This window comes from Pseudomonas sp. HP_08, from assembly GCF_055284095.1.
Genome location: NZ_JBTOQC010000012.1, coordinates 100,740 through 117,097 on the forward strand (window position 1 = coordinate 100,740; position 16,358 = coordinate 117,097).

General features: G+C 59.7%; 16 protein-coding genes. 8 read left to right on the top strand and 8 right to left on the bottom strand.

The window, feature by feature from the left end; all coding sequences use genetic code 11:
- Positions 1-3: 3 nt before the first annotated feature.
- A complete protein-coding gene (locus tag ACYAS9_RS12115) occupies positions 4-1,827 on the bottom strand; it encodes a glycoside hydrolase family 15 protein (protein WP_463568534.1) in 1,824 nt (607 codons plus the stop codon).
- 145 nt (positions 1,828-1,972) lie between these two features.
- Positions 1,973-2,881: a LysR family transcriptional regulator gene (locus ACYAS9_RS12120; protein WP_463568535.1), complete on the bottom strand. Its 909-nt coding sequence runs from the start codon at positions 2,879-2,881 to the stop codon at positions 1,973-1,975.
- Positions 2,882-3,016: 135 nt separating this feature from the next.
- Here ACYAS9_RS12120 and ACYAS9_RS12125 point away from each other — a divergent pair, with 135 nt between their 5' ends.
- From ACYAS9_RS12125 to ACYAS9_RS12145, 5 genes are all read left to right on the top strand, one after another.
- Positions 3,017-4,123, top strand: a complete 1,107-nt coding sequence (locus tag ACYAS9_RS12125; RefSeq protein ID WP_463568922.1) for an NADH:flavin oxidoreductase — start codon at positions 3,017-3,019, stop codon at positions 4,121-4,123.
- A 71-nt stretch (positions 4,124-4,194) separates the two neighbouring features.
- Positions 4,195-4,797 carry a TetR/AcrR family transcriptional regulator gene (locus ACYAS9_RS12130; RefSeq protein WP_463568536.1) on the top strand — a complete coding sequence of 201 codons (603 nt, stop codon included), beginning with the start codon at positions 4,195-4,197 and terminating at the stop codon, positions 4,795-4,797.
- Between the two features lie 198 nt (positions 4,798-4,995).
- Positions 4,996-5,679 carry a type 1 glutamine amidotransferase domain-containing protein gene (locus tag ACYAS9_RS12135; protein WP_463568537.1) on the top strand — a complete coding sequence of 228 codons (684 nt, stop codon included), beginning with the start codon at positions 4,996-4,998 and terminating at the stop codon, positions 5,677-5,679.
- Positions 5,680-5,725: 46 nt separating this feature from the next.
- Entirely contained in the window at positions 5,726-6,883 is a 1,158-nt protein-coding gene (locus ACYAS9_RS12140; protein WP_463568538.1) for an alkene reductase, read from the top strand.
- Positions 6,880-7,620, top strand: coding sequence for an SDR family oxidoreductase (locus ACYAS9_RS12145; protein WP_463568539.1), 741 nt, complete (start codon positions 6,880-6,882; stop codon positions 7,618-7,620). The genes ACYAS9_RS12140 and ACYAS9_RS12145 overlap by 4 nt, the downstream gene beginning before the upstream one ends.
- A gap of 53 nt (positions 7,621-7,673) precedes the next feature.
- On the opposite strand, the gene ACYAS9_RS12150 is transcribed toward ACYAS9_RS12145, so the two are convergent.
- Genes ACYAS9_RS12150 through glnH form a run of 5 tightly spaced genes read right to left on the bottom strand, consistent with a single transcriptional unit; the run spans position 7,674 to position 11,838 of the window.
- Entirely contained in the window at positions 7,674-8,579 is a 906-nt protein-coding gene (locus ACYAS9_RS12150; protein WP_463568540.1) for a MurR/RpiR family transcriptional regulator, read from the bottom strand.
- A 42-nt stretch (positions 8,580-8,621) separates the two neighbouring features.
- Positions 8,622-9,680, bottom strand: coding sequence for a C45 family autoproteolytic acyltransferase/hydolase (locus ACYAS9_RS12155; RefSeq protein WP_463568541.1), 1,059 nt, complete (start codon positions 9,678-9,680; stop codon positions 8,622-8,624).
- A 9-nt stretch (positions 9,681-9,689) separates the two neighbouring features.
- Positions 9,690-10,412 (bottom strand): glutamine ABC transporter ATP-binding protein GlnQ, encoded by a 723-nt coding sequence (gene glnQ, locus ACYAS9_RS12160; protein WP_463568542.1) that lies wholly within the window; start codon positions 10,410-10,412, stop codon positions 9,690-9,692.
- Positions 10,409-11,065: a glutamine ABC transporter permease GlnP gene (gene glnP, locus ACYAS9_RS12165; RefSeq protein WP_463568543.1), complete on the bottom strand. Its 657-nt coding sequence runs from the start codon at positions 11,063-11,065 to the stop codon at positions 10,409-10,411. Before glnP ends, glnQ begins: the two co-directional genes overlap by 4 nt.
- Positions 11,066-11,094: 29 nt before the next feature.
- A complete protein-coding gene (gene glnH, locus ACYAS9_RS12170) occupies positions 11,095-11,838 on the bottom strand; it encodes a glutamine ABC transporter substrate-binding protein GlnH (RefSeq protein WP_463568544.1) in 744 nt (247 codons plus the stop codon).
- A 360-nt stretch (positions 11,839-12,198) separates the two neighbouring features.
- Here glnH and ACYAS9_RS12175 point away from each other — a divergent pair, with 360 nt between their 5' ends.
- Both ACYAS9_RS12175 and ACYAS9_RS12180 read left to right on the top strand, forming a co-directional pair.
- Complete coding sequence (locus tag ACYAS9_RS12175) at positions 12,199-13,527, top strand: aspartate aminotransferase family protein (protein ID WP_463568545.1); 1,329 nt, start codon at positions 12,199-12,201, stop codon at positions 13,525-13,527.
- A 12-nt stretch (positions 13,528-13,539) separates the two neighbouring features.
- Positions 13,540-14,103 (top strand): carboxymuconolactone decarboxylase family protein, encoded by a 564-nt coding sequence (locus ACYAS9_RS12180; RefSeq protein WP_463568546.1) that lies wholly within the window; start codon positions 13,540-13,542, stop codon positions 14,101-14,103.
- A 32-nt stretch (positions 14,104-14,135) separates the two neighbouring features.
- On the opposite strand, the gene ACYAS9_RS12185 is transcribed toward ACYAS9_RS12180, so the two are convergent.
- A complete protein-coding gene (locus ACYAS9_RS12185; protein ID WP_463568547.1) occupies positions 14,136-15,296 on the bottom strand; it encodes an alpha-hydroxy acid oxidase in 1,161 nt (386 codons plus the stop codon).
- A 130-nt stretch (positions 15,297-15,426) separates the two neighbouring features.
- Between ACYAS9_RS12185 and ACYAS9_RS12190 the strand changes: the two genes are divergently transcribed.
- Positions 15,427-16,332 carry a LysR family transcriptional regulator gene (locus ACYAS9_RS12190; protein WP_463568548.1) on the top strand — a complete coding sequence of 302 codons (906 nt, stop codon included), beginning with the start codon at positions 15,427-15,429 and terminating at the stop codon, positions 16,330-16,332.
- The last annotated feature ends 26 nt before the right edge of the window (positions 16,333-16,358 follow it).

Here is a 16,358-nt window from a genome sequence, read left to right on the forward strand (position 1 = left end):
GTGTCAGACCGGCCGTCTACGGTGATCAGAGCCCGATAACGCCCGCGCAGCGCCCAGCAGCGCCAGATGCGTCAACCCTTGTGGCAGGTTACCCAGATAACTGCCGGTGTGCGGGTCGACCATTTCCGAATAAATGCCCACGCCATTCTCCAGGCCCTGCACGGCACTCTCAAACATGCCCGCTGCGCGTTCACGATCGCCCAACAGTGCAATGGCTTCGACCATCCAGAAACTGCACGCCAGAAAACAGCCTTCCTCTTGATCGACATCGGTGTAGCGGTAGTGGAACGCGCCGCTGCCCAGTTCGCGGTCGATGGCATCCAAGGTGCTTTGCAGACGCTCGGTGTGCGGATAGCCAAAGCGTACGGCCAGCGTCAGCGAGGCATCGAGGCGGTCGCTGCCGGGGTAAAACAGATAGGCCTGATGCTGCTCGCTCCAGCAGTGTTCCTCGATCCAGTCTTCGACGCGCTGACGTTCGCGGTCCCAGCGCTCGCAGCAGGTGGTGGGCAGGTGGCCGTCGCGGGCCAGTTCCACCGCGCGGCTGAGGGCTTGCCAGCAACTGATTTTCGACATGCTGTAGTGCTGTTCTTCAGGCAGCTCCCAGATGCCGGCATCCTTGCGCCGCCAATGGTCGGCGCATTGATCGGCCAGGCTGGCGAGGAGCATGGCGCTGGGGCCGTCAAGAATGTTGCCGCAGTCGATAAAGCACTTGGCGGTCTCGAAAATGTCGCCATAGACGCCATGTTGCCATTGCCCGGCGGCGTCGTTGCCAACCATCGGCGGTGAATGCTTGTAGCCAGGCAGGTCAAGGGTCGCCGCGTTGTCGACCAGATCACCGCACAGCGTGTAGCACACGTGCGGGCCGTGTTCGCCCAGCCGCTTGAGCAGCCAGGTAAAGGCTGCCTTGGCTTCCGGTTGCGCGCCAATGCTGAGAAAGGCTTCGATGGTGTAGCCGGCATCGCGGATCCAGGCGAAGCGATAGTCGTAGTTCTTGTCGCCACCGATGCGTTCGGGCAGCGAGGTGGTGGCGGCCGCCATGATCGAGCCGGTGGGCGACGACAGCAGCAGCTTGAGCGCCAGGGCGCTGCGGGTAACCAGTGATTTGTACTCACCGTCATAGGTCAGGCCGTCGCTCCAGATCCGCCACTCCCGGTCGGAGCCGTCGATGCGGGCATCGATCAGATCCAGCGGCGGCACCACCAGCGGTTCGTCACGGCCGGCGACGATGGCCAGCACTTCTCGCTGGCCCTGATGGATCTGCAAGCGCGCCTTGATGCCTTGGTCGCCGCTTTCGTCGATTTCAAGGTTTTCGCTGTGCAGGAACATGCCCAGCACACGTCCGGCATGGAACACATTGCCGTTACCGCTCTGCGAGATATAAGGGCTGACCTTGTCGGCCTGGGTGCCGAAATTGATCTGCACGTTAAAGCTGACCTGACCTTCAATGCCTTCGATACGCCGGCCCAGCTCCGCCCATGGCAGGCGACCGGCCGGGCCGCTGTTGAGCGATTCGGTCATGCGTGCCTGCCCGGTTTCGGTCAGAAACAGGGTTTCCAGCACGTTACTGTCTTGCAGATAACGGCGCTCGACCCGGTACGGGCCTTGAGGGGTAATGGTGAAAAAGCCACCGGACTGCGGTGCCAGCAAGCGGTCGAACAGCGGCGGCGAGTCCATGTGCGGCACGCACCACCAGTCGATGGAACCGTCGGCGCCCACCAGCGCGACCGAACGGCCATCGCCCAGGGCGGCGTAGTCCTCCAGTGGAAGGTAGCCATCGGCATCACGGCGCGGGGTGTGCATTGCAGAAATAGAAAGTTGTAGGGTCATAACGCCTGCCAGGCCAAGTCGAAATTCCGGATGAAGGCATCCGCGCGCATCAAAGCGGCGTGGTGCCAGCATCCACATGAAAATTCCGACTTCGCCTGGCGGGCAGGGTTCGGGGTATTTGCATTCAGAATGCTGGATTGAAGCCTTACCGTAGAGGCTCGCTTGTTTGAATCGCCTGCGCCGTCATGAGTTCATGCTCCAGCGCGTCGAGAAAAACCTTTACCCGTGTCGCCACGAAACAGCGGGTCGGCATGACTGCCCATATCGACAGTTCCTGCATCTTTGCATCCTCAAGGTGTATTTCGATCAACGATCCATCGTGCAATTGCTTGAAAACATCCCAGTAGGTGAGCAAGGCCAGGCCCAGACCTTGAATGGCGGCGGTGCGCACGGCTTCGATACTGCTGGTCATCAAGTGCCCGTTGACCCGCTGGCGCTTGAGTTCGCCGTCGACAATCAGTGGCCAGCGCGGGATGGCCTGCAGCAATACACAGTGATGAGACTGCAGGTCGGCCAGCGTCTCTGGGCGCCCATGACGCGCCAGATACTCCGGTGATGCACAAATGATGCGTGGGTTGGGCAGGATTTTTCGGGCGATCAGTTCTGAATCTTCCAGCGGCGCCAGTCGAAGTGCGAGATCCAGGCCGTGAGCAACGATGTCGACCACCCGATCGGAAAGGTCCAGCTCAACTTTAAGTTCCGGGTGGTCTTCCATCAGGCGCGACAAGACGGGCAGCACAATGGATTGGCCAAAGACACTGGGCGCTGTCATCCGCAGTACCCCGGTGACGGTCGCCGCGCTGGGGCTTAGTGTGTTTTTCGCGCCATCCTCGGCTTCGATCATGGTGGTCGCATAGGGAAGCAATGCTTCACCTTCGGCGGTTAGCGAGACCGATCTTGTCGAGCGATGAAAGAGCCTGACCCCAAGTTCTGCTTCCAGAGCGGCCACGCGCCTGGATATCTGCATAGGTGCGACGCCGAGCAAACGTGCCGCCGCCGACAACGTTTCGCAAGAGGCCACCGCAGCAAAGATTCGAAGATCCGCAACAAGCACTTTATATCCTTTTATGTTCAGCCGGCTTCACGTAATGCGAGATTCAAAGGCCGGTAATAACAGCCTAGCATGGCGCTGAATCCATACTTAATGCTCGTATCTACAGTGAGTCTTGAACAAGAGTGAATCAATATGATTAATCAGTCTGCAACAGAAATATTATCCGAATTCGTTATCAAGAGTGCTGTATCACGCAACCGTCTGGCCGTGGCGCCTATGACCCGCATCAGCGCCAGCGCCGAGGGTAGAGTCACCCCAATCATGCGTGATTATTACCTGCGGTTCGCCAAAGGCGGCTTTGGGCTGATTACCACTGAGGGCTTGTATACCGATAAGGCCTTCTCGCAGGGATATCTTAATCAACCCGGTCTGGCGGATGAGAAACAGGCGCTTGGCTGGGCCGAGCTCAATGCAGAGCTTCAGGCTCATGGCGCGCTGGTTTTCGCGCAACTCATGCATGCCGGGGCGTTGAGCCAGGGCAATCCTTATCGCAGCCATACCCTTGCGCCGTCGGCGGTTCAGCCAGTGGGCGAACAGATGCCGGTTTACTACGGCAAGGGACGTTATGCCACACCTTCAGCAATGACCGAGGCCGAAATTGAAGAGGTCATTCGCGGGTTTGCCGAGGCGGCGGCACGTGCAGTGCAAGTGTCTGGTTTTGACGGCATTGAAATTCATGGCGCCAATGGTTATCTGCTCGATCAGTTCCTCAGTGCGTCTACCAACCAGCGCACAGACCGCTGGGGCGGCGATATCAACGGACGTGTCACCCTGTTGGTCGAGATTATAAAAGCGGTGAAGCGCGAGATCGGTGAGGGTGTCCCGGTAGGCATCCGCATCTCTCAGGGCAAGGTCAATGACTTCAAGAGTAAATGGCCAGGTGGGCAGGGCGATGCAGACGTTATCTTTAGCGCATTGGCCAATGCGGACGCGGACTTTATCCACGTTACCGAATATGAGGCGTGGCAACCCGCGTTTGAGAATGGCGGCCAAAGCCTGGTCGCGCTGGCCCGCCGATATGCACCGGGCGTCAGTCTGATTGCCAACGGCAGCCTGCATACCCGGGAACGAATCGCCGCAGCACTGGCAGACGGTGCGGACATGGTGTCATTGGGGCGCGGCGCACTGAGTAATCCCGATTTCCCGAAAATTCTCGCTGATAATGGCAGCGCACGCGCGTTCGACAGCTCTATTTTGGGACCTGTTGCCGATATCAAGGCGTCTGAGCTTCGCGCAGAATAGCGTGGTGCTTTAACTTCATGACGACTCATGCCCGGTAGACCGATCGACTAGTAACAGTTAACATCGCCGCCATGAGCACTCCCAAAACACGCGAAACCTCCGATGTCCGCCAGGGAATCCTTGATGTAGGCCAACGTATCATGGCCGCCAAGGGCTATTCCGCCGTGGGCCTGAATGAAATTCTGGCCACTGCCGGCGTGCCCAAAGGCTCGTTTTATCATTACTTCGGTTCAAAGGATGCGTTCGGCGAGGCGATGCTGGAAGGCTACTTTGCCGACTATCTGGCCGAGCTGGACCAGGTGCTCGCACTGCCTGATCTCACCAGTGCCCAGCGGCTGATGCGCTATTGGGCCATCTGGCAGGACACTCAGTCGTTCCAGGACTGTCAGGGCAAATGCCTGGCGGTGAAGCTGGGCGTTGAGGTGGCCGACCTGTCGGAAGCGATGCGCACCGTGCTCAAGCGTGGCACGACCGGCATCATCGACCGCCTGGCGCAGGCGATCGAGGAGGGGATTGCAGACGGTTCCGTGACGATCAGTGGCGCGCCTTACGCCACCGCGCAGAGCCTTTACCAGCTGTGGGTCGGTGCCAGTGTGATGGTGAAAATAACCAAGAGCGTCCAGCCCTTTGAAACAGCCCTGTCGACGACGCGGCAGATCCTCAGCCTTTCCTGATCAACCCTTCAAACGACGTATCGCCGCTCGCTACCTGAATCCAGGGGCGAGCAAAAAAATCAAAATAGCACTAGACGACTGGTCTAATCGTGATTAGAGTTACCGCACATTCAACGCACCGATTCATTTAATACCCAGTCTCTAGACGACCAGTCTAATCTGTTTCTGGCTACTCCAACTTCAAGCAGGGAAATCAAAATGAAAGTTCTCATGGTCCTGACCTCGCACGACACCCTTGGCACCACTGGCCGTAAAACCGGCTTTTGGCTTGAAGAGCTGGCGGCGCCTTACTACGCCTTTCTGGATGCCAAGGCCGAAATCGTCCTGGCCTCGCCAAAGGGCGGCCAGCCGCCGCTTGACCCAAAGAGCAACGAACCAGACTTCCAGACTGACCTGACCCGCCGTTTCGAAACCGATGCCGTGGCCAGCGCATTGCTCGCCAGCACTGTGCGTCTGGACAGCATCTCGGCAGCCGATTTCGATGCCGTTTTCTATCCGGGCGGCCACGGTCCACTGTGGGATCTGGCAGAAGATCCGGTTTCGATCCGCTTGATCGAATCCTTCTTGGCCGCCGGCAAGCCCGCCGCTCTGGTGTGCCATGCGCCTGGCGTGCTGCGCCATGTGAAAAAGCCTGACGGTACGCCGCTGGTTCAAGGCAAAAACGTCGCCGGCTTTACCAATAGCGAAGAAGAGGCGGTCGGCCTGACCCAGGTCGTGCCTTTCCTGGTCGAGGACATGCTCAAGGCCAACGGCGGCTTGTACTCGCAAGGTGCGGACTGGTCTTCCTACGTGGTCCGCGACGGCCTGCTGATCACCGGCCAGAACCCGGGTTCGTCCAGCGAAACCGCAAGCGCGCTGATCAATCTGCTCAACAACGCCTGAGCCTCTCCCGGCTACACCGCTGACTGACGTCAAAAGGAATTCTTTTATGCAACACCGCTCACTGTTCGAACCCACCTCGCTGGGCCCGCTGACCCTGAAAAACCGTATCGTCATGCCGCCGCTCACCCGCCAGCGCAGTGCCCAGCCCGGTGATGTGCCCACGGCGCTGATGGCCCGCTACTACCAGCAACGCGCCAGTGCCGGCCTGATCATCAGCGAAGGCACGCAGATCGAGCCCCGCGGCAAGGGCTATGCCTGGACGCCGGGCATTTACAGCCAGGCGCAGATCGATGGCTGGCGCACCGTGACCGACGCCGTGCACGCCGAAGGCGGCGTGATCTTTGCCCAACTGTGGCACGTCGGCCGCGTGTCCCATAACGCACTGCAACCGGACAACGCCGCGCCCATTGCGCCGTCGGCGATTCAGGCGCAAAAGGTCAAAGCCTTTATCGAAACCGGCCCAGGCACCGGTACGCTGGTCGACCCTTCCACGCCACGGGAACTGAGCGTCGCCGAGATCAAAGCGCTGGTCGAGCTTTACGCCCAGGCCGCACGCAATGCCCTGGACGCCGGCTTCGACGGGGTCGAGATCCACTGCGCCAACGGCTATCTGGTCAACCAGTTCATCTCGGCCCACGCCAACCAGCGCACTGATGAATACGGCGGCTCGCTGCACAACCGCCTGCGCTTTCTGCGTGAAGTGGTTCAAGCCGTCAGCGCCGTGGTCGGGCCTGACCGCCTCGGGGTGCGCTTCGCGCCCTTGTTCACCAGTACCGACGAAGACCGCGTGTACATCGGCTTCGTCGAAGACGATCCACACCAGACCTACATCGAAGCCATCAAGGTGCTCGAAGAAACCGGCATCGCTTATCTGTCGATCGCCGAGGCGGACTGGCCCAATGCGCCGGACCTGCCGCCAGCGTTTCGCCGTGAGGTCAGAAGCACCTTTACCGGTCGGATCATCTACGCCGGGTTGTACACCGCCGACCGTGCGGCGTCCCTGATCGAAGCCGGTCTGGCCGACTTCGTTGCGTTCGGGCGGCCCTTTATCGCCAACCCCGACTTGCCCCGGCGCATCGCCAATGGCTGGCCGCTGAATCCCTTGAACGCCACCGGCCTGTATGGCGGTGACGAAAAAGGCTTCACCGATTATCCGCAGTATTCCCCCGCCAGATCCGAACTTGAAAATGAGGTGTTCGCATGAGCAAAGGTATTGAAGGCAAAGTGGTATTGATCACCGGTGGCAGCACCGGCATCGGCGCCGAAGTCGCCCGATTGCTCGCCGCCCGTGGCGCGAAAGTGGCCGTGGCCGCCCGCCGCGCCGACAAGCTGGAAGCGGTGGTGGCCCAGATCATTGCCGACGGTGGAACAGCCCGTGCCTACACCCTCGATGTCACCGACAAGCACCAGGTCGAGGCGGTGGTCGCGGCGGCAGTGGCGGACTTTGGCAAGCTCGATGTGCTGATCAACAACGCCGGACTGATGCCGATCCGGCCGATGTCGGAGGTCAACACCGATGAGTGGGACGCCATGATCGACGTCAACCTCAAGGGCACGCTCTACGGCATCGCCGCCGCGCTGCCACGGTTTCTGGCACAAGAAAGCGGGCACATCATCAACCTGAGCTCGGTGGCCGGGGTCAAGGTGTTTGCACCAGGCGGAACGGTGTATTCGGGCACCAAGTTCGCCGTCAGTGCCATTTCCGAGGGCTTGCGCCAGGAAGTCGGTGACAAGGTGCGCGTGACTTCGATTGCACCGGGCGCGGTGGACAGCGACCTCAAGCACAGCACCTCGGGCACAGCCAAAGACACGGTGCTGGACTTCTATAAGCAGGCGATTCCGGCGGCGTCGGTGGCACGGGCTGTCGCGTTTGCGATCGAGCAGCCCGATGACGTGGATATCAACGAAATCGTATTGCGCCCGACGCATCAGGTGTTTTGATTTCGGGTTGAAGGAAAAGCACGCTGACAGACCTCTAAAGCGGATACGAGGTCTTACAGCGATGCATTCAGTTCTTCGATCAGCGTTTCCCGATACTTCAATGCCGATATCGACAGCTCGCCGAGTTTGCTGGCAACGGCGCTCAACAAACCCTGCGCCAGCAACATGAAGGCGCACATGCTGTTGCTGAAAAACAGGCTGTGATTGGGCACGTAGAAGCTGTGCAATGCAACCTTGGCCAGCGGCGAACTGGCCGAGTCGGTCAGGGCAATGACCTTGATTCCGTGGCGGGCCGCCACCTCGGCAGTGGCCAGAACGCTGGGGGTGTAGGGAAAGCAGCTGGAAACAACCAGCACATCACCCTGATCCAGTTGTGCGAGGGCATCGGCCACGCCCTGGCGGCTGGAGTCGAGGGCGGCTACATCCGGGCGCAACATGCCCAGTCCGTAGGACATGAACAACGCCAGTGAATTGAACTGGCGCATGCCGTGGATCCTGATCCGCCGGGCACTGGCCAGCAGTTCGACCGTCTGCACGAACACGTCCGGGTCGACCTGTTCGATCATGCTGGCGATGTTTGCGCTTTCCTGACGACCCAGGCGAGTCAACTGATTGAGGGCGTCCTTGTCTTCATTGTTGATGACCAGTCGTGAAGCCTGATCGCTGTAGAAATGCTTGCCTTCGGTAATCTCCCGACGAAAAACATCCTGCAGTTTGCTGAAGCCGCCATAACCCAGGCGCTGTGCCAGCCGCGACAGGGTAGAGGCATTGACGTCCAGTTGCTCCGCCAGCTCGCTGATCGAAGAAACAGCGGTGCGTTGTGGTGATTCGATCAGCCCCATCAGCACGCGCCTGGAGCTGCTACCCAGCGCGATATCGACCTCGCGTCGTTCGATGGCCGCGAGCAGTTGCTTGAGGCCGTCGAGCGTATCGGGAGGTGCGGTCGGGGCGTTAGTCATCAGAGGTATCCATTATTGAGTGAGCGCCTGCGCTCGTTGCACTCAACCCGAACAAGCGTTGATCAGTGAGCGGTGGACCACGCCTTCGACATCGGGCCGGTCTGTGCTGGGCTGCGTGTAAATCCGCCACTCTACAGTGTTGGCGTTAATCAGAAAAACGCCGGTTGCCAGGGTGTTTTCATCATCGGGATCATCAGCCGCGCAACGATAAACGGGCAGGGCGCCGCCTGCGGTGTCACGCAGAATAGCCAGTGAAGTGTCGGCATCCAGATAATCGGGTATCAGTTGCAGGCGCTGGTCGATCCGCCGCTGCCTTGCGCCTGAGCTGGCGGTGATGCGCTGCCCGACCTGATTGAGCGACAACGACACCAGATGGTTCGAGTGCCCGGCCGGCCACTGCACTTCGCTGACATTGCTGCCTTCGGCGCTGGCCTCGACACTGACAATCCGTGCGCTGCCCACCTGCCCGAAGGTGTGGTGAAACGCCCCGGCGCGATCGGTGCGCGTGACCAGGGCAATCGCTTCGTCGATATCGGCGGCGTCGAGCGTAGCGCGCGCCAGAACCTGCCGTGGAATGCCCGCCGCAATATGCCTGGGCCGGATGTTGTTGACCGTCGCCACCAGCCCGCGCTCATTCACCGCCAGCGTGTGCCCCGGCAGGGAGCCTGGGTAGATAAAGCTGGTGAACGCCAGGCCCGCCTCTGGCGTCGCATGCAGGAGGGCGCAATGGCCGCGAAGTTGTGGAAAGCCGTCTTCGTTGTGGGCGATCAGCGTGCCATCCTGTGTCGGGCCAAAGACGGTCGTGCAGCCGTCCACACTCTGCGCGTACACATAGTCACCCCGGCAGTTCCACATGAACACTTCATCGAGTGGCAGTTGCAGGCCATCGGCCAGCCCTTCGATTTCCTGCCAGTAACGCGGGAATTCGTCTTGTACCCGCTGACGCATGTGCAGCGCCGCCGGCGTGTGTGCCTGCGCGGCCAGGTATTGCCAGAGTGCAAGAGGCCGCAGGTGCTCATGCACCGCCTCGCGACCGAAAACACCCAGCCCGTGGCCAATCGAGTACGCGCTGCCATCAAGATGGATAGAGGGCAATGTCATGGCTTTTCCTCACGATACGTGTTGCAGGAATTCCCGCAGGCGGGGGCTGGGCGGGTTGGCGATCAGTTCGGCCGGCGGGCCATCCTCGGCAATGCGGCCCTTGTCGATGAAGATCAGGCGTGTGGCAACCTTGCGGGCAAAGTCCACCTCGTGGGTGACGATCACCATGGTCATGCCTTCATCGGCCAACGACTTCATCACGGTCAGTACCTCATGGCGCAGTTCCGGGTCCAGCGCAGAGGTGGGCTCGTCAAACAGCATGAGCTTGGGCTTTACCGCCAGCGCCCGGGCAATCGCCACGCGCTGCTGTTGTCCGCCAGAAAGTTCGGAAGGGTAATGGCCGGCGCGGTCGGCCAGGCCGACTTTTGCCAGCAGTTCGGTGGCGAGTTGCTCGGCTTCCTTGCGGCTGGCACCGCGCACCCGCACTGGGCCGAAGGCGACGTTCTGCAGCGCGGTCATCTGGGGAAACAGGTGAAACTGCTGAAACACCATGCCCGCTTCCTGGCGAATCAGACGCTCGTCGACCTTGGGGTTGTTGACCTCCAGGCCATCGACCAGCAACTGGCCGCCGCTGATTTCTTCCAGCTTGTTGATGCAGCGCAGCAGTGTCGACTTGCCTGAGCCCGAGGGGCCGATGATGACCACCACTTCACCGCTGGCAATCTTGAGGTTGATGTCATGCAACACCTGGGTGCTGCCGAAGTGCTTGGAGACACCGTTGAACTCGATCATAGGATTTTCAGCCTCGATTCCATGCGCCGCAGTGCATAGCTCAGCACCAGGGTAATAATCAGGTAAATGACGGCGACGGCTGACCAGATCTCCATGGCGCGGAAATTTCCGGCGATGACTTCCTGGCCCTGGCGGGTCAGTTCGGCCACGCCAATGACAATGAACAGCGACGTGTCCTTGATGCTGACGATCCACTGGTTGCCCAGCGCCGGGATCATCCGCCTGAACGCCAGTGGCGCGATGACGTAGCGCAACGTGTCACGTCTGGACAGGCCCAGTGCCAGGCCTGCTTCGCGAAAGCCGCGGTGGATCGACAGCACTGCACCGCGAGTGATCTCGGCGATGTAGGCCCCGGAGTTGAGCATGATGGTCACTACGGCTGCGGTGAACGGGTCGATGCGTACCGGAATCATCATCGGCAGGGCAAAGTAGATGAACATGACCTGCACCATGATCGGGGTGCCACGAATCAGTTCGATGAAAACGAGCGCAACACGGCTGCTGAAAAAACCGCCGTAGGCGCGGGCAAAGCCCGCGACCACGCCGATGACGGCACCACCGATCAGACCCAGGATCGAAATCCACAAGGTCAGCCTGGCGCCTTCGAGCAGGACCGGCAGCGCATCCCAAATGGCGCTCCATTGGAAATGCATGCTGAATTCTCTATGGGGAAGGATGAAGGTTATTGCGGGTCGGTACCGAACCACTTGCGATAGATCTGCGCATAGGTGCCGTTTTCACGGATCTTCTTCAGCGCCGCGTTGACGGGTTCGCGCAGCTCGCTGCCTTTGGGGAAGCCGATGCCGTATTGCTGGGCGAGCATCTGCTGGCCGACAGCCTTGACTTGGCCTTCACCGGCAGTCTTGATGTAGTACAGGACATTGGGGGTGTCGTGCATGGCGGCGTCGACACGGCCAGTGCGCAATTCCAGGTAGGCATTGTCGATGTTGGGGAATTGGCGCAGGTCGCGCGCTTTCAGGTTGGCCTTGGCATAGTCGGCGGCCGAGGTGCCGCTTTTCACCGCCACGGTTTTACCGGCGATATCGGCTTCACCCTTGATCGTGTCGTTGTCGCTTTTGACCATCAACAGAAAGCCGCTGTCGTAGTAGCCGTCGGAAAAGTCGATGGCTTGCTTGCGCTCCTCCTTGATGGTGATGCCGGCCAGTGCCACATCGACGTTACGGGTTTGCAGGGCAGGAATGATGCCGTTGAAATCCATCGGCTTGAGCGTGTAGGTAACGCCCATTTCCTTGGCGATCGCAGCCCACAGGTCAATATCGAAACCCACGTATTCGTTGCCTTGCTTGAACTCGAACGGCACGAACGCCGTATCGGTTGCCACCAGCAGTTCCTTGCTGGCAGCAAAGCTGCTTGAGGTGGTGACCAGTGCCATGACCGCCAGTGAGGCCTTCAGAAAGTTCTTCATGCGTAGTTTCTCTTCAGGGGGATGCAAGCCCCAAGACAAGCCTTGGGACAATGGGGATAGCGGCAGTCAATTTTTGAGTGATTCACGGCAACTCACTCCACTGTTCTTGTTGTTGGCCCGGCTAGCCACCCGAAAAAGGAGGCGCACGAAATAATTGCTCTTTCGCAAAATATACATGCATTTATTTTGCGTGCAACTATATTTTGCATAGGTCGTGGTCACCAAAAAATCGGTTTTATCCTTTATTTATTGAGGTTTAAAGCGAATTTTTAGCAGATGCCAAGAATGTCCCGCCTGCAAAAAATAATTGCATTTAAAATTTGTGCATCTATTATTTGCAAAAATCCCGGGAGCGGCACCATGAGCCACGTCTTTCATCGCAACCTCAAGCACAGTTACCCAATGGCCGTTCAGGGCGATGGGCCTTACCTGGTCGACAGTCACAACCGTCGCTACCTGGACGCCAGCGGTGGTGCCGCCGTGTCTTGCCTTGGCCATAGCGATCCTGATGTGATCGAGGCGGTGCGCCAGCAGATTGGCCAGTTGGCCTATGCGCATACGTCGTTTTTCACCACGCAGGTGATGGAAGAGCTGGCGGACTTTCTGGTGGCTCGGGCACCTGAAGGGATCGATTCGGTGTACTTCGTCTCCGGTGGCTCCGAAGCGATAGAGGCGGCACTGAAACTGGCGCGCCAGTATTTCATCGAGATCGGCCAGCCCCAGCGCACGCATCTGATCGCGCGTCGCCAGAGCTACCATGGCAATACCCTGGGCGCGCTGGCCACCGGCGGCAATGAATGGCGGCGCAAGCAGTTTGAGCCATTGCTGATTAACGTCAGTCATGTCAGCGCCTGCTATGCCTATCGCGAGCTACAACAGGGCGAAACTCCCGAGGCCATGGGCGTGCGTCTGGCCGCGGAGCTGGAAGCTGAAATCCTGCGCCTGGGGGCTGAACATGTCATGGCGTTTGTGGCCGAGCCGGTCGTTGGCGCCACGCTGGGGGCGGTGACGGCGGTGCCGGGTTATTTCAAGCGTATTCGTGAAGTGTGCGACCGTCACGGCGTCTTGCTGATCCTCGACGAGGTGATGTGTGGCATGGGGCGTACGGGAACACTGTTCGCCGCGCAGCAGGAGGGCATTACAGCGGACCTGATCACTGTCGCCAAAGGGCTGGGCGCGGGCTATCAGCCTATCGGTGCAACACTGGTCAGCCAGAAAATCCGCGACGCCATCGCCGCAGGTTCGGGCTTTTTCCAGCACGGGCATACCTATATTGGCCACGCCACTGCCTGCGCTGCGGCACTGGCGGTGCAGAAAGCCATCGAGTCGCGTGGCTTGCTGGCCAGGGTCAATCACCTGGGTGAAGGATTGCGCGAGCGATTGCTGGCGCGTCTGGGCGATCATCCGCATGTCGGTGATATTCGTGGGCGCGGGCTGTTTCAAGGCATCGAGCTGGTCGCCGATCGTGGCAGCAAGGCGGCGTTCGATCCTGCGCTCAAGCTGCACGCCCGACTCAAACAGGCCGCCATGGCCGAAGGCCTGATGTGCTACCCCATGGGTGGCACCCTCGATGGGCTGCGCGGCGATCACATTCTGTTGGCGCCACCGTTCATTCTTGAGGAACACCACCTGGACGAGATTGCCGACACGCTGTTCAACGCCGTAATCACCACGCTGAAAAGTCTCTGAGGGCATACCGTAATGGCTATTGAATCGCGGCTGAGCGAGCTGCCTGAAGCATGCATGGATGACGCCCAGCGTGCGGTGCTCAACGACATTCTGGCGGGACCGAGAGGCAACCTGGACGGGCCTTTCCTGGCCTGGATTCACAGCCCGGCGCTGGCCAGTCACGCCCAGCAACTGGGCGCGTTCTGTCGTTACGGTACGCGGCTCGAATTGCGCCTGACCGAGCTGGCGATTCTGTTTACCGCTGCGTGGTGGCAGTCACAGGCCGAGTGGCAGATCCATGAGCCCATCGCACGTGCGGCGGGAGTGAATGAGGCGATTATCGAGGCGCTGCATCAGCGCAGCGTTCCGGTGTTCACGCGTGACGACGAGCAGTTGGTCTACAGCATCGGCAAGTCGCTGTACGAGACGCGGCGTGTCGACGAGGCGCTGTATGCCGATGCGGTCAAGGCGTTCTCGGAGCCTGGGGTCGTCGAGCTGATCGGCGTTTTCGGCTATTACGCCTTCGTGGCAATGACCCTGAATGTGTTTGCGGTTCGACGTGATACCGATGCGCCGCTGCCGTTTATCGAGCCCTGAAGGTCTTGTTCAAGCGCCTTTGCAACATGAGCTTATCCGGCAAGCTCGATGAGAACCTCTTCATTGAGTTGCGCGGGATGCGATACGCCGAGAAGTCCCAGATCCCTTTTCAGTTCTTCCGTGATCAGTTTGATCGCATGAGACACCCCGGCTTCACCGCCGACCGTCGCCGCGTAGTTGAACGGCCTTCCGATGAAGACCGCTTGGGCACCCAGCGCCATGGCCTTGATCACATCAGTACCGCGCCGCACGCCGCTGTCGAGCATGACCACCATGCTGGGTGCTGCTTCTATGATTCTGGGAAGAATCACCAGTGGTGCAACGCTGCCGTCCAGTTGCCGTCCACCGTGGTTGGAAACGATGATGCCGTCTGCGCCGATCGCATGGGCCTTGATCGCGTCCCTGGGGTTGAGTATGCCTTTGATGATCAGCGCGCCTTTCCAGCGCTTGCGGATCCTGATGACGTGCTCCCAGTTCAGATGCCCGCGATCTGAAAAGTCGCGCAGCACGTTCGCCGACATGATCGGTGCTCCCCTGGACGCATAGTTGTTCTCGAAGTGGGGCATGCCATGGCGGTAAAGCGTTTTCAGAAACGTCGTCAGCAGCCAGGTGGGATGAGTCAACCCATCCAGCGCAAGTCGAAGGCTGGGTCGTAACGGTGTGGAAAATCCTGCCCGTACATTGTTTTCCCGATTGGCCGCTACCGGGGTATCGACCGTCAGTACCAATGTCTTGACGCTGGCGGCGGCTACCCGGTCGATCAGCGCATCGATCTGTCGCTCATCGCCTGGCAGGTAGGCCTGAAACCACGTTGTCGGCGCGGCGTCCATGACCTCTTCAAGCCGGATAAGTGATGAGCCACTCATGATATTTGGCACTTGAGCCTTGGCGGCGGCCTTCGCCAGGATGATATCGCCCCGATAACTGGTCATGGCGGCGATGCCCATAGGCGCAATACCTACAGGGGCGCTGTATTGCTCGCCAAACAGACTGCATTGCGTGCTGACTGTCGAGACGTCGACTAATGCATTGGGAATAAAGCCGTAACGGTGAAAGGCGCGCAGGTTGGCGGTAAACGAAACTTCATCTTCCACGGCACCGCAAACATACGCATAAAGAGGTTTGGGAAGCAGGCGTCTGGCCGCGGGCTCGAAGTCTTTGAGCGAGAGGTATCGGCTGAGAGAGATGGGCATTCTTATAGGCTCTGTTTTCTGGAGTGTTCTGAGCTAAGCAGTTGCAGCTAAAACTACGAGTGAATCCCTTCGCCATAAAGCGAATAAAATCGTACTGTTGGTTTCGCTTTTAAGAAAAAGAGACGATGCGATGACGCTCAAGCAACTTGAGGCGTTCTATTGGGCTGCCACCTGCACCAGCTTTTCCATTGCCGCCGAACGGCTCAATATCTCGGTGTCCTCCCTGTCCAAGCGCATAGCAGAGCTGGAGTCTGCCCTGAGTACATCGCTGTTTGACCGAGGTGCGCGAAATGCCGTGCTGACCCCGGCCGGCCAGCACCTGGTGCCTCACGCGCGCGACCTTATCGGGCATGCGGGGCGCTTTTTATCGATGGCTAAAAGCAGTTCGGCAATCGAAGGGCGCTGCAGGTTCGGGGCCGGAGAATTGTCTGGGCTCACCTGGCTGCCGCAAATGATGGGTTCCCTGCAAAAAGCCTCTCCAAACCTTCTGATCGAGCCCACCATTGCGGTGGGGCAGGTGATAGAGCAGGCACTGGTCGCCGGTGAGCTGGATTTTGCCGTGATTTCCGGACCCTCAACCCGCGCCGGTATCGCTTCACTGACCATTGGCGCTGCCGAGTTCACCTGGGTGAGCTGTCGTTCGCTGCAATCGGGTCGGGATGTATCGACCTTGCGTCCCGAGGACCTTTCCACGCTGGCGTTGATAAGCCTGCCCGCAAGCGCCGGCACGGTAAGGATTCTGGACGACTGGCTGGCTGAGCAGCACGTGAATCCGGAACGGCTGATGTCTTGCGAAAACTGGGGCGCCATCGCCGGGCTGATCCGGCATGGGCTCGGTGTTGGCTTTCTACCGAGCGCCTGGGCGGCGAAGCTTATTGAGCGTGGGTCGCTGATAGCGCTTGAAGCATTCCCGCCACTGCGCCCGCTTCAGTACACCTTTCAATGGCGGCGGGATGACAGCCGGGCATTGATCGTGCAGGCCCGCGAGATTGCGCTGCGCTGCATCGACTTCCACGCGCCGACCTGTTTGCTGTAACGGCCATGGCTACACCGCCACTGAAA

Excerpts from the sequence above, each read along its gene's own strand:
- ACYAS9_RS12135 (WP_463568537.1), top strand. The coding sequence starts at position 4,996 with ATGAAAGTTCTCATGGTCCTGACCTCGCACGACACCCTTGGCACCACT.
- ACYAS9_RS12155 (WP_463568541.1), bottom strand. The coding sequence starts at position 9,680 with ATGACATTGCCCTCTATCCATCTTGATGGCAGCGCGTACTCGATTGGC.
- ACYAS9_RS12145 (WP_463568539.1), top strand. The coding sequence starts at position 6,880 with ATGAGCAAAGGTATTGAAGGCAAAGTGGTATTGATCACCGGTGGCAGC.
- ACYAS9_RS12115 (WP_463568534.1), bottom strand. The coding sequence starts at position 1,827 with ATGACCCTACAACTTTCTATTTCTGCAATGCACACCCCGCGCCGTGAT.
- ACYAS9_RS12150 (WP_463568540.1), bottom strand. The coding sequence starts at position 8,579 with ATGACTAACGCCCCGACCGCACCTCCCGATACGCTCGACGGCCTCAAG.
- ACYAS9_RS12185 (WP_463568547.1), bottom strand. The coding sequence starts at position 15,296 with ATGCCCATCTCTCTCAGCCGATACCTCTCGCTCAAAGACTTCGAGCCC.
- ACYAS9_RS12140 (WP_463568538.1), top strand. The coding sequence starts at position 5,726 with ATGCAACACCGCTCACTGTTCGAACCCACCTCGCTGGGCCCGCTGACC.
- glnP (WP_463568543.1), bottom strand. The coding sequence starts at position 11,065 with ATGCATTTCCAATGGAGCGCCATTTGGGATGCGCTGCCGGTCCTGCTC.
- glnQ (WP_463568542.1), bottom strand. The coding sequence starts at position 10,412 with ATGATCGAGTTCAACGGTGTCTCCAAGCACTTCGGCAGCACCCAGGTG.
- ACYAS9_RS12190 (WP_463568548.1), top strand. The coding sequence starts at position 15,427 with ATGACGCTCAAGCAACTTGAGGCGTTCTATTGGGCTGCCACCTGCACC.
- ACYAS9_RS12175 (WP_463568545.1), top strand. The coding sequence starts at position 12,199 with ATGAGCCACGTCTTTCATCGCAACCTCAAGCACAGTTACCCAATGGCC.
- ACYAS9_RS12130 (WP_463568536.1), top strand. The coding sequence starts at position 4,195 with ATGAGCACTCCCAAAACACGCGAAACCTCCGATGTCCGCCAGGGAATC.
- ACYAS9_RS12180 (WP_463568546.1), top strand. The coding sequence starts at position 13,540 with ATGGCTATTGAATCGCGGCTGAGCGAGCTGCCTGAAGCATGCATGGAT.
- glnH (WP_463568544.1), bottom strand. The coding sequence starts at position 11,838 with ATGAAGAACTTTCTGAAGGCCTCACTGGCGGTCATGGCACTGGTCACC.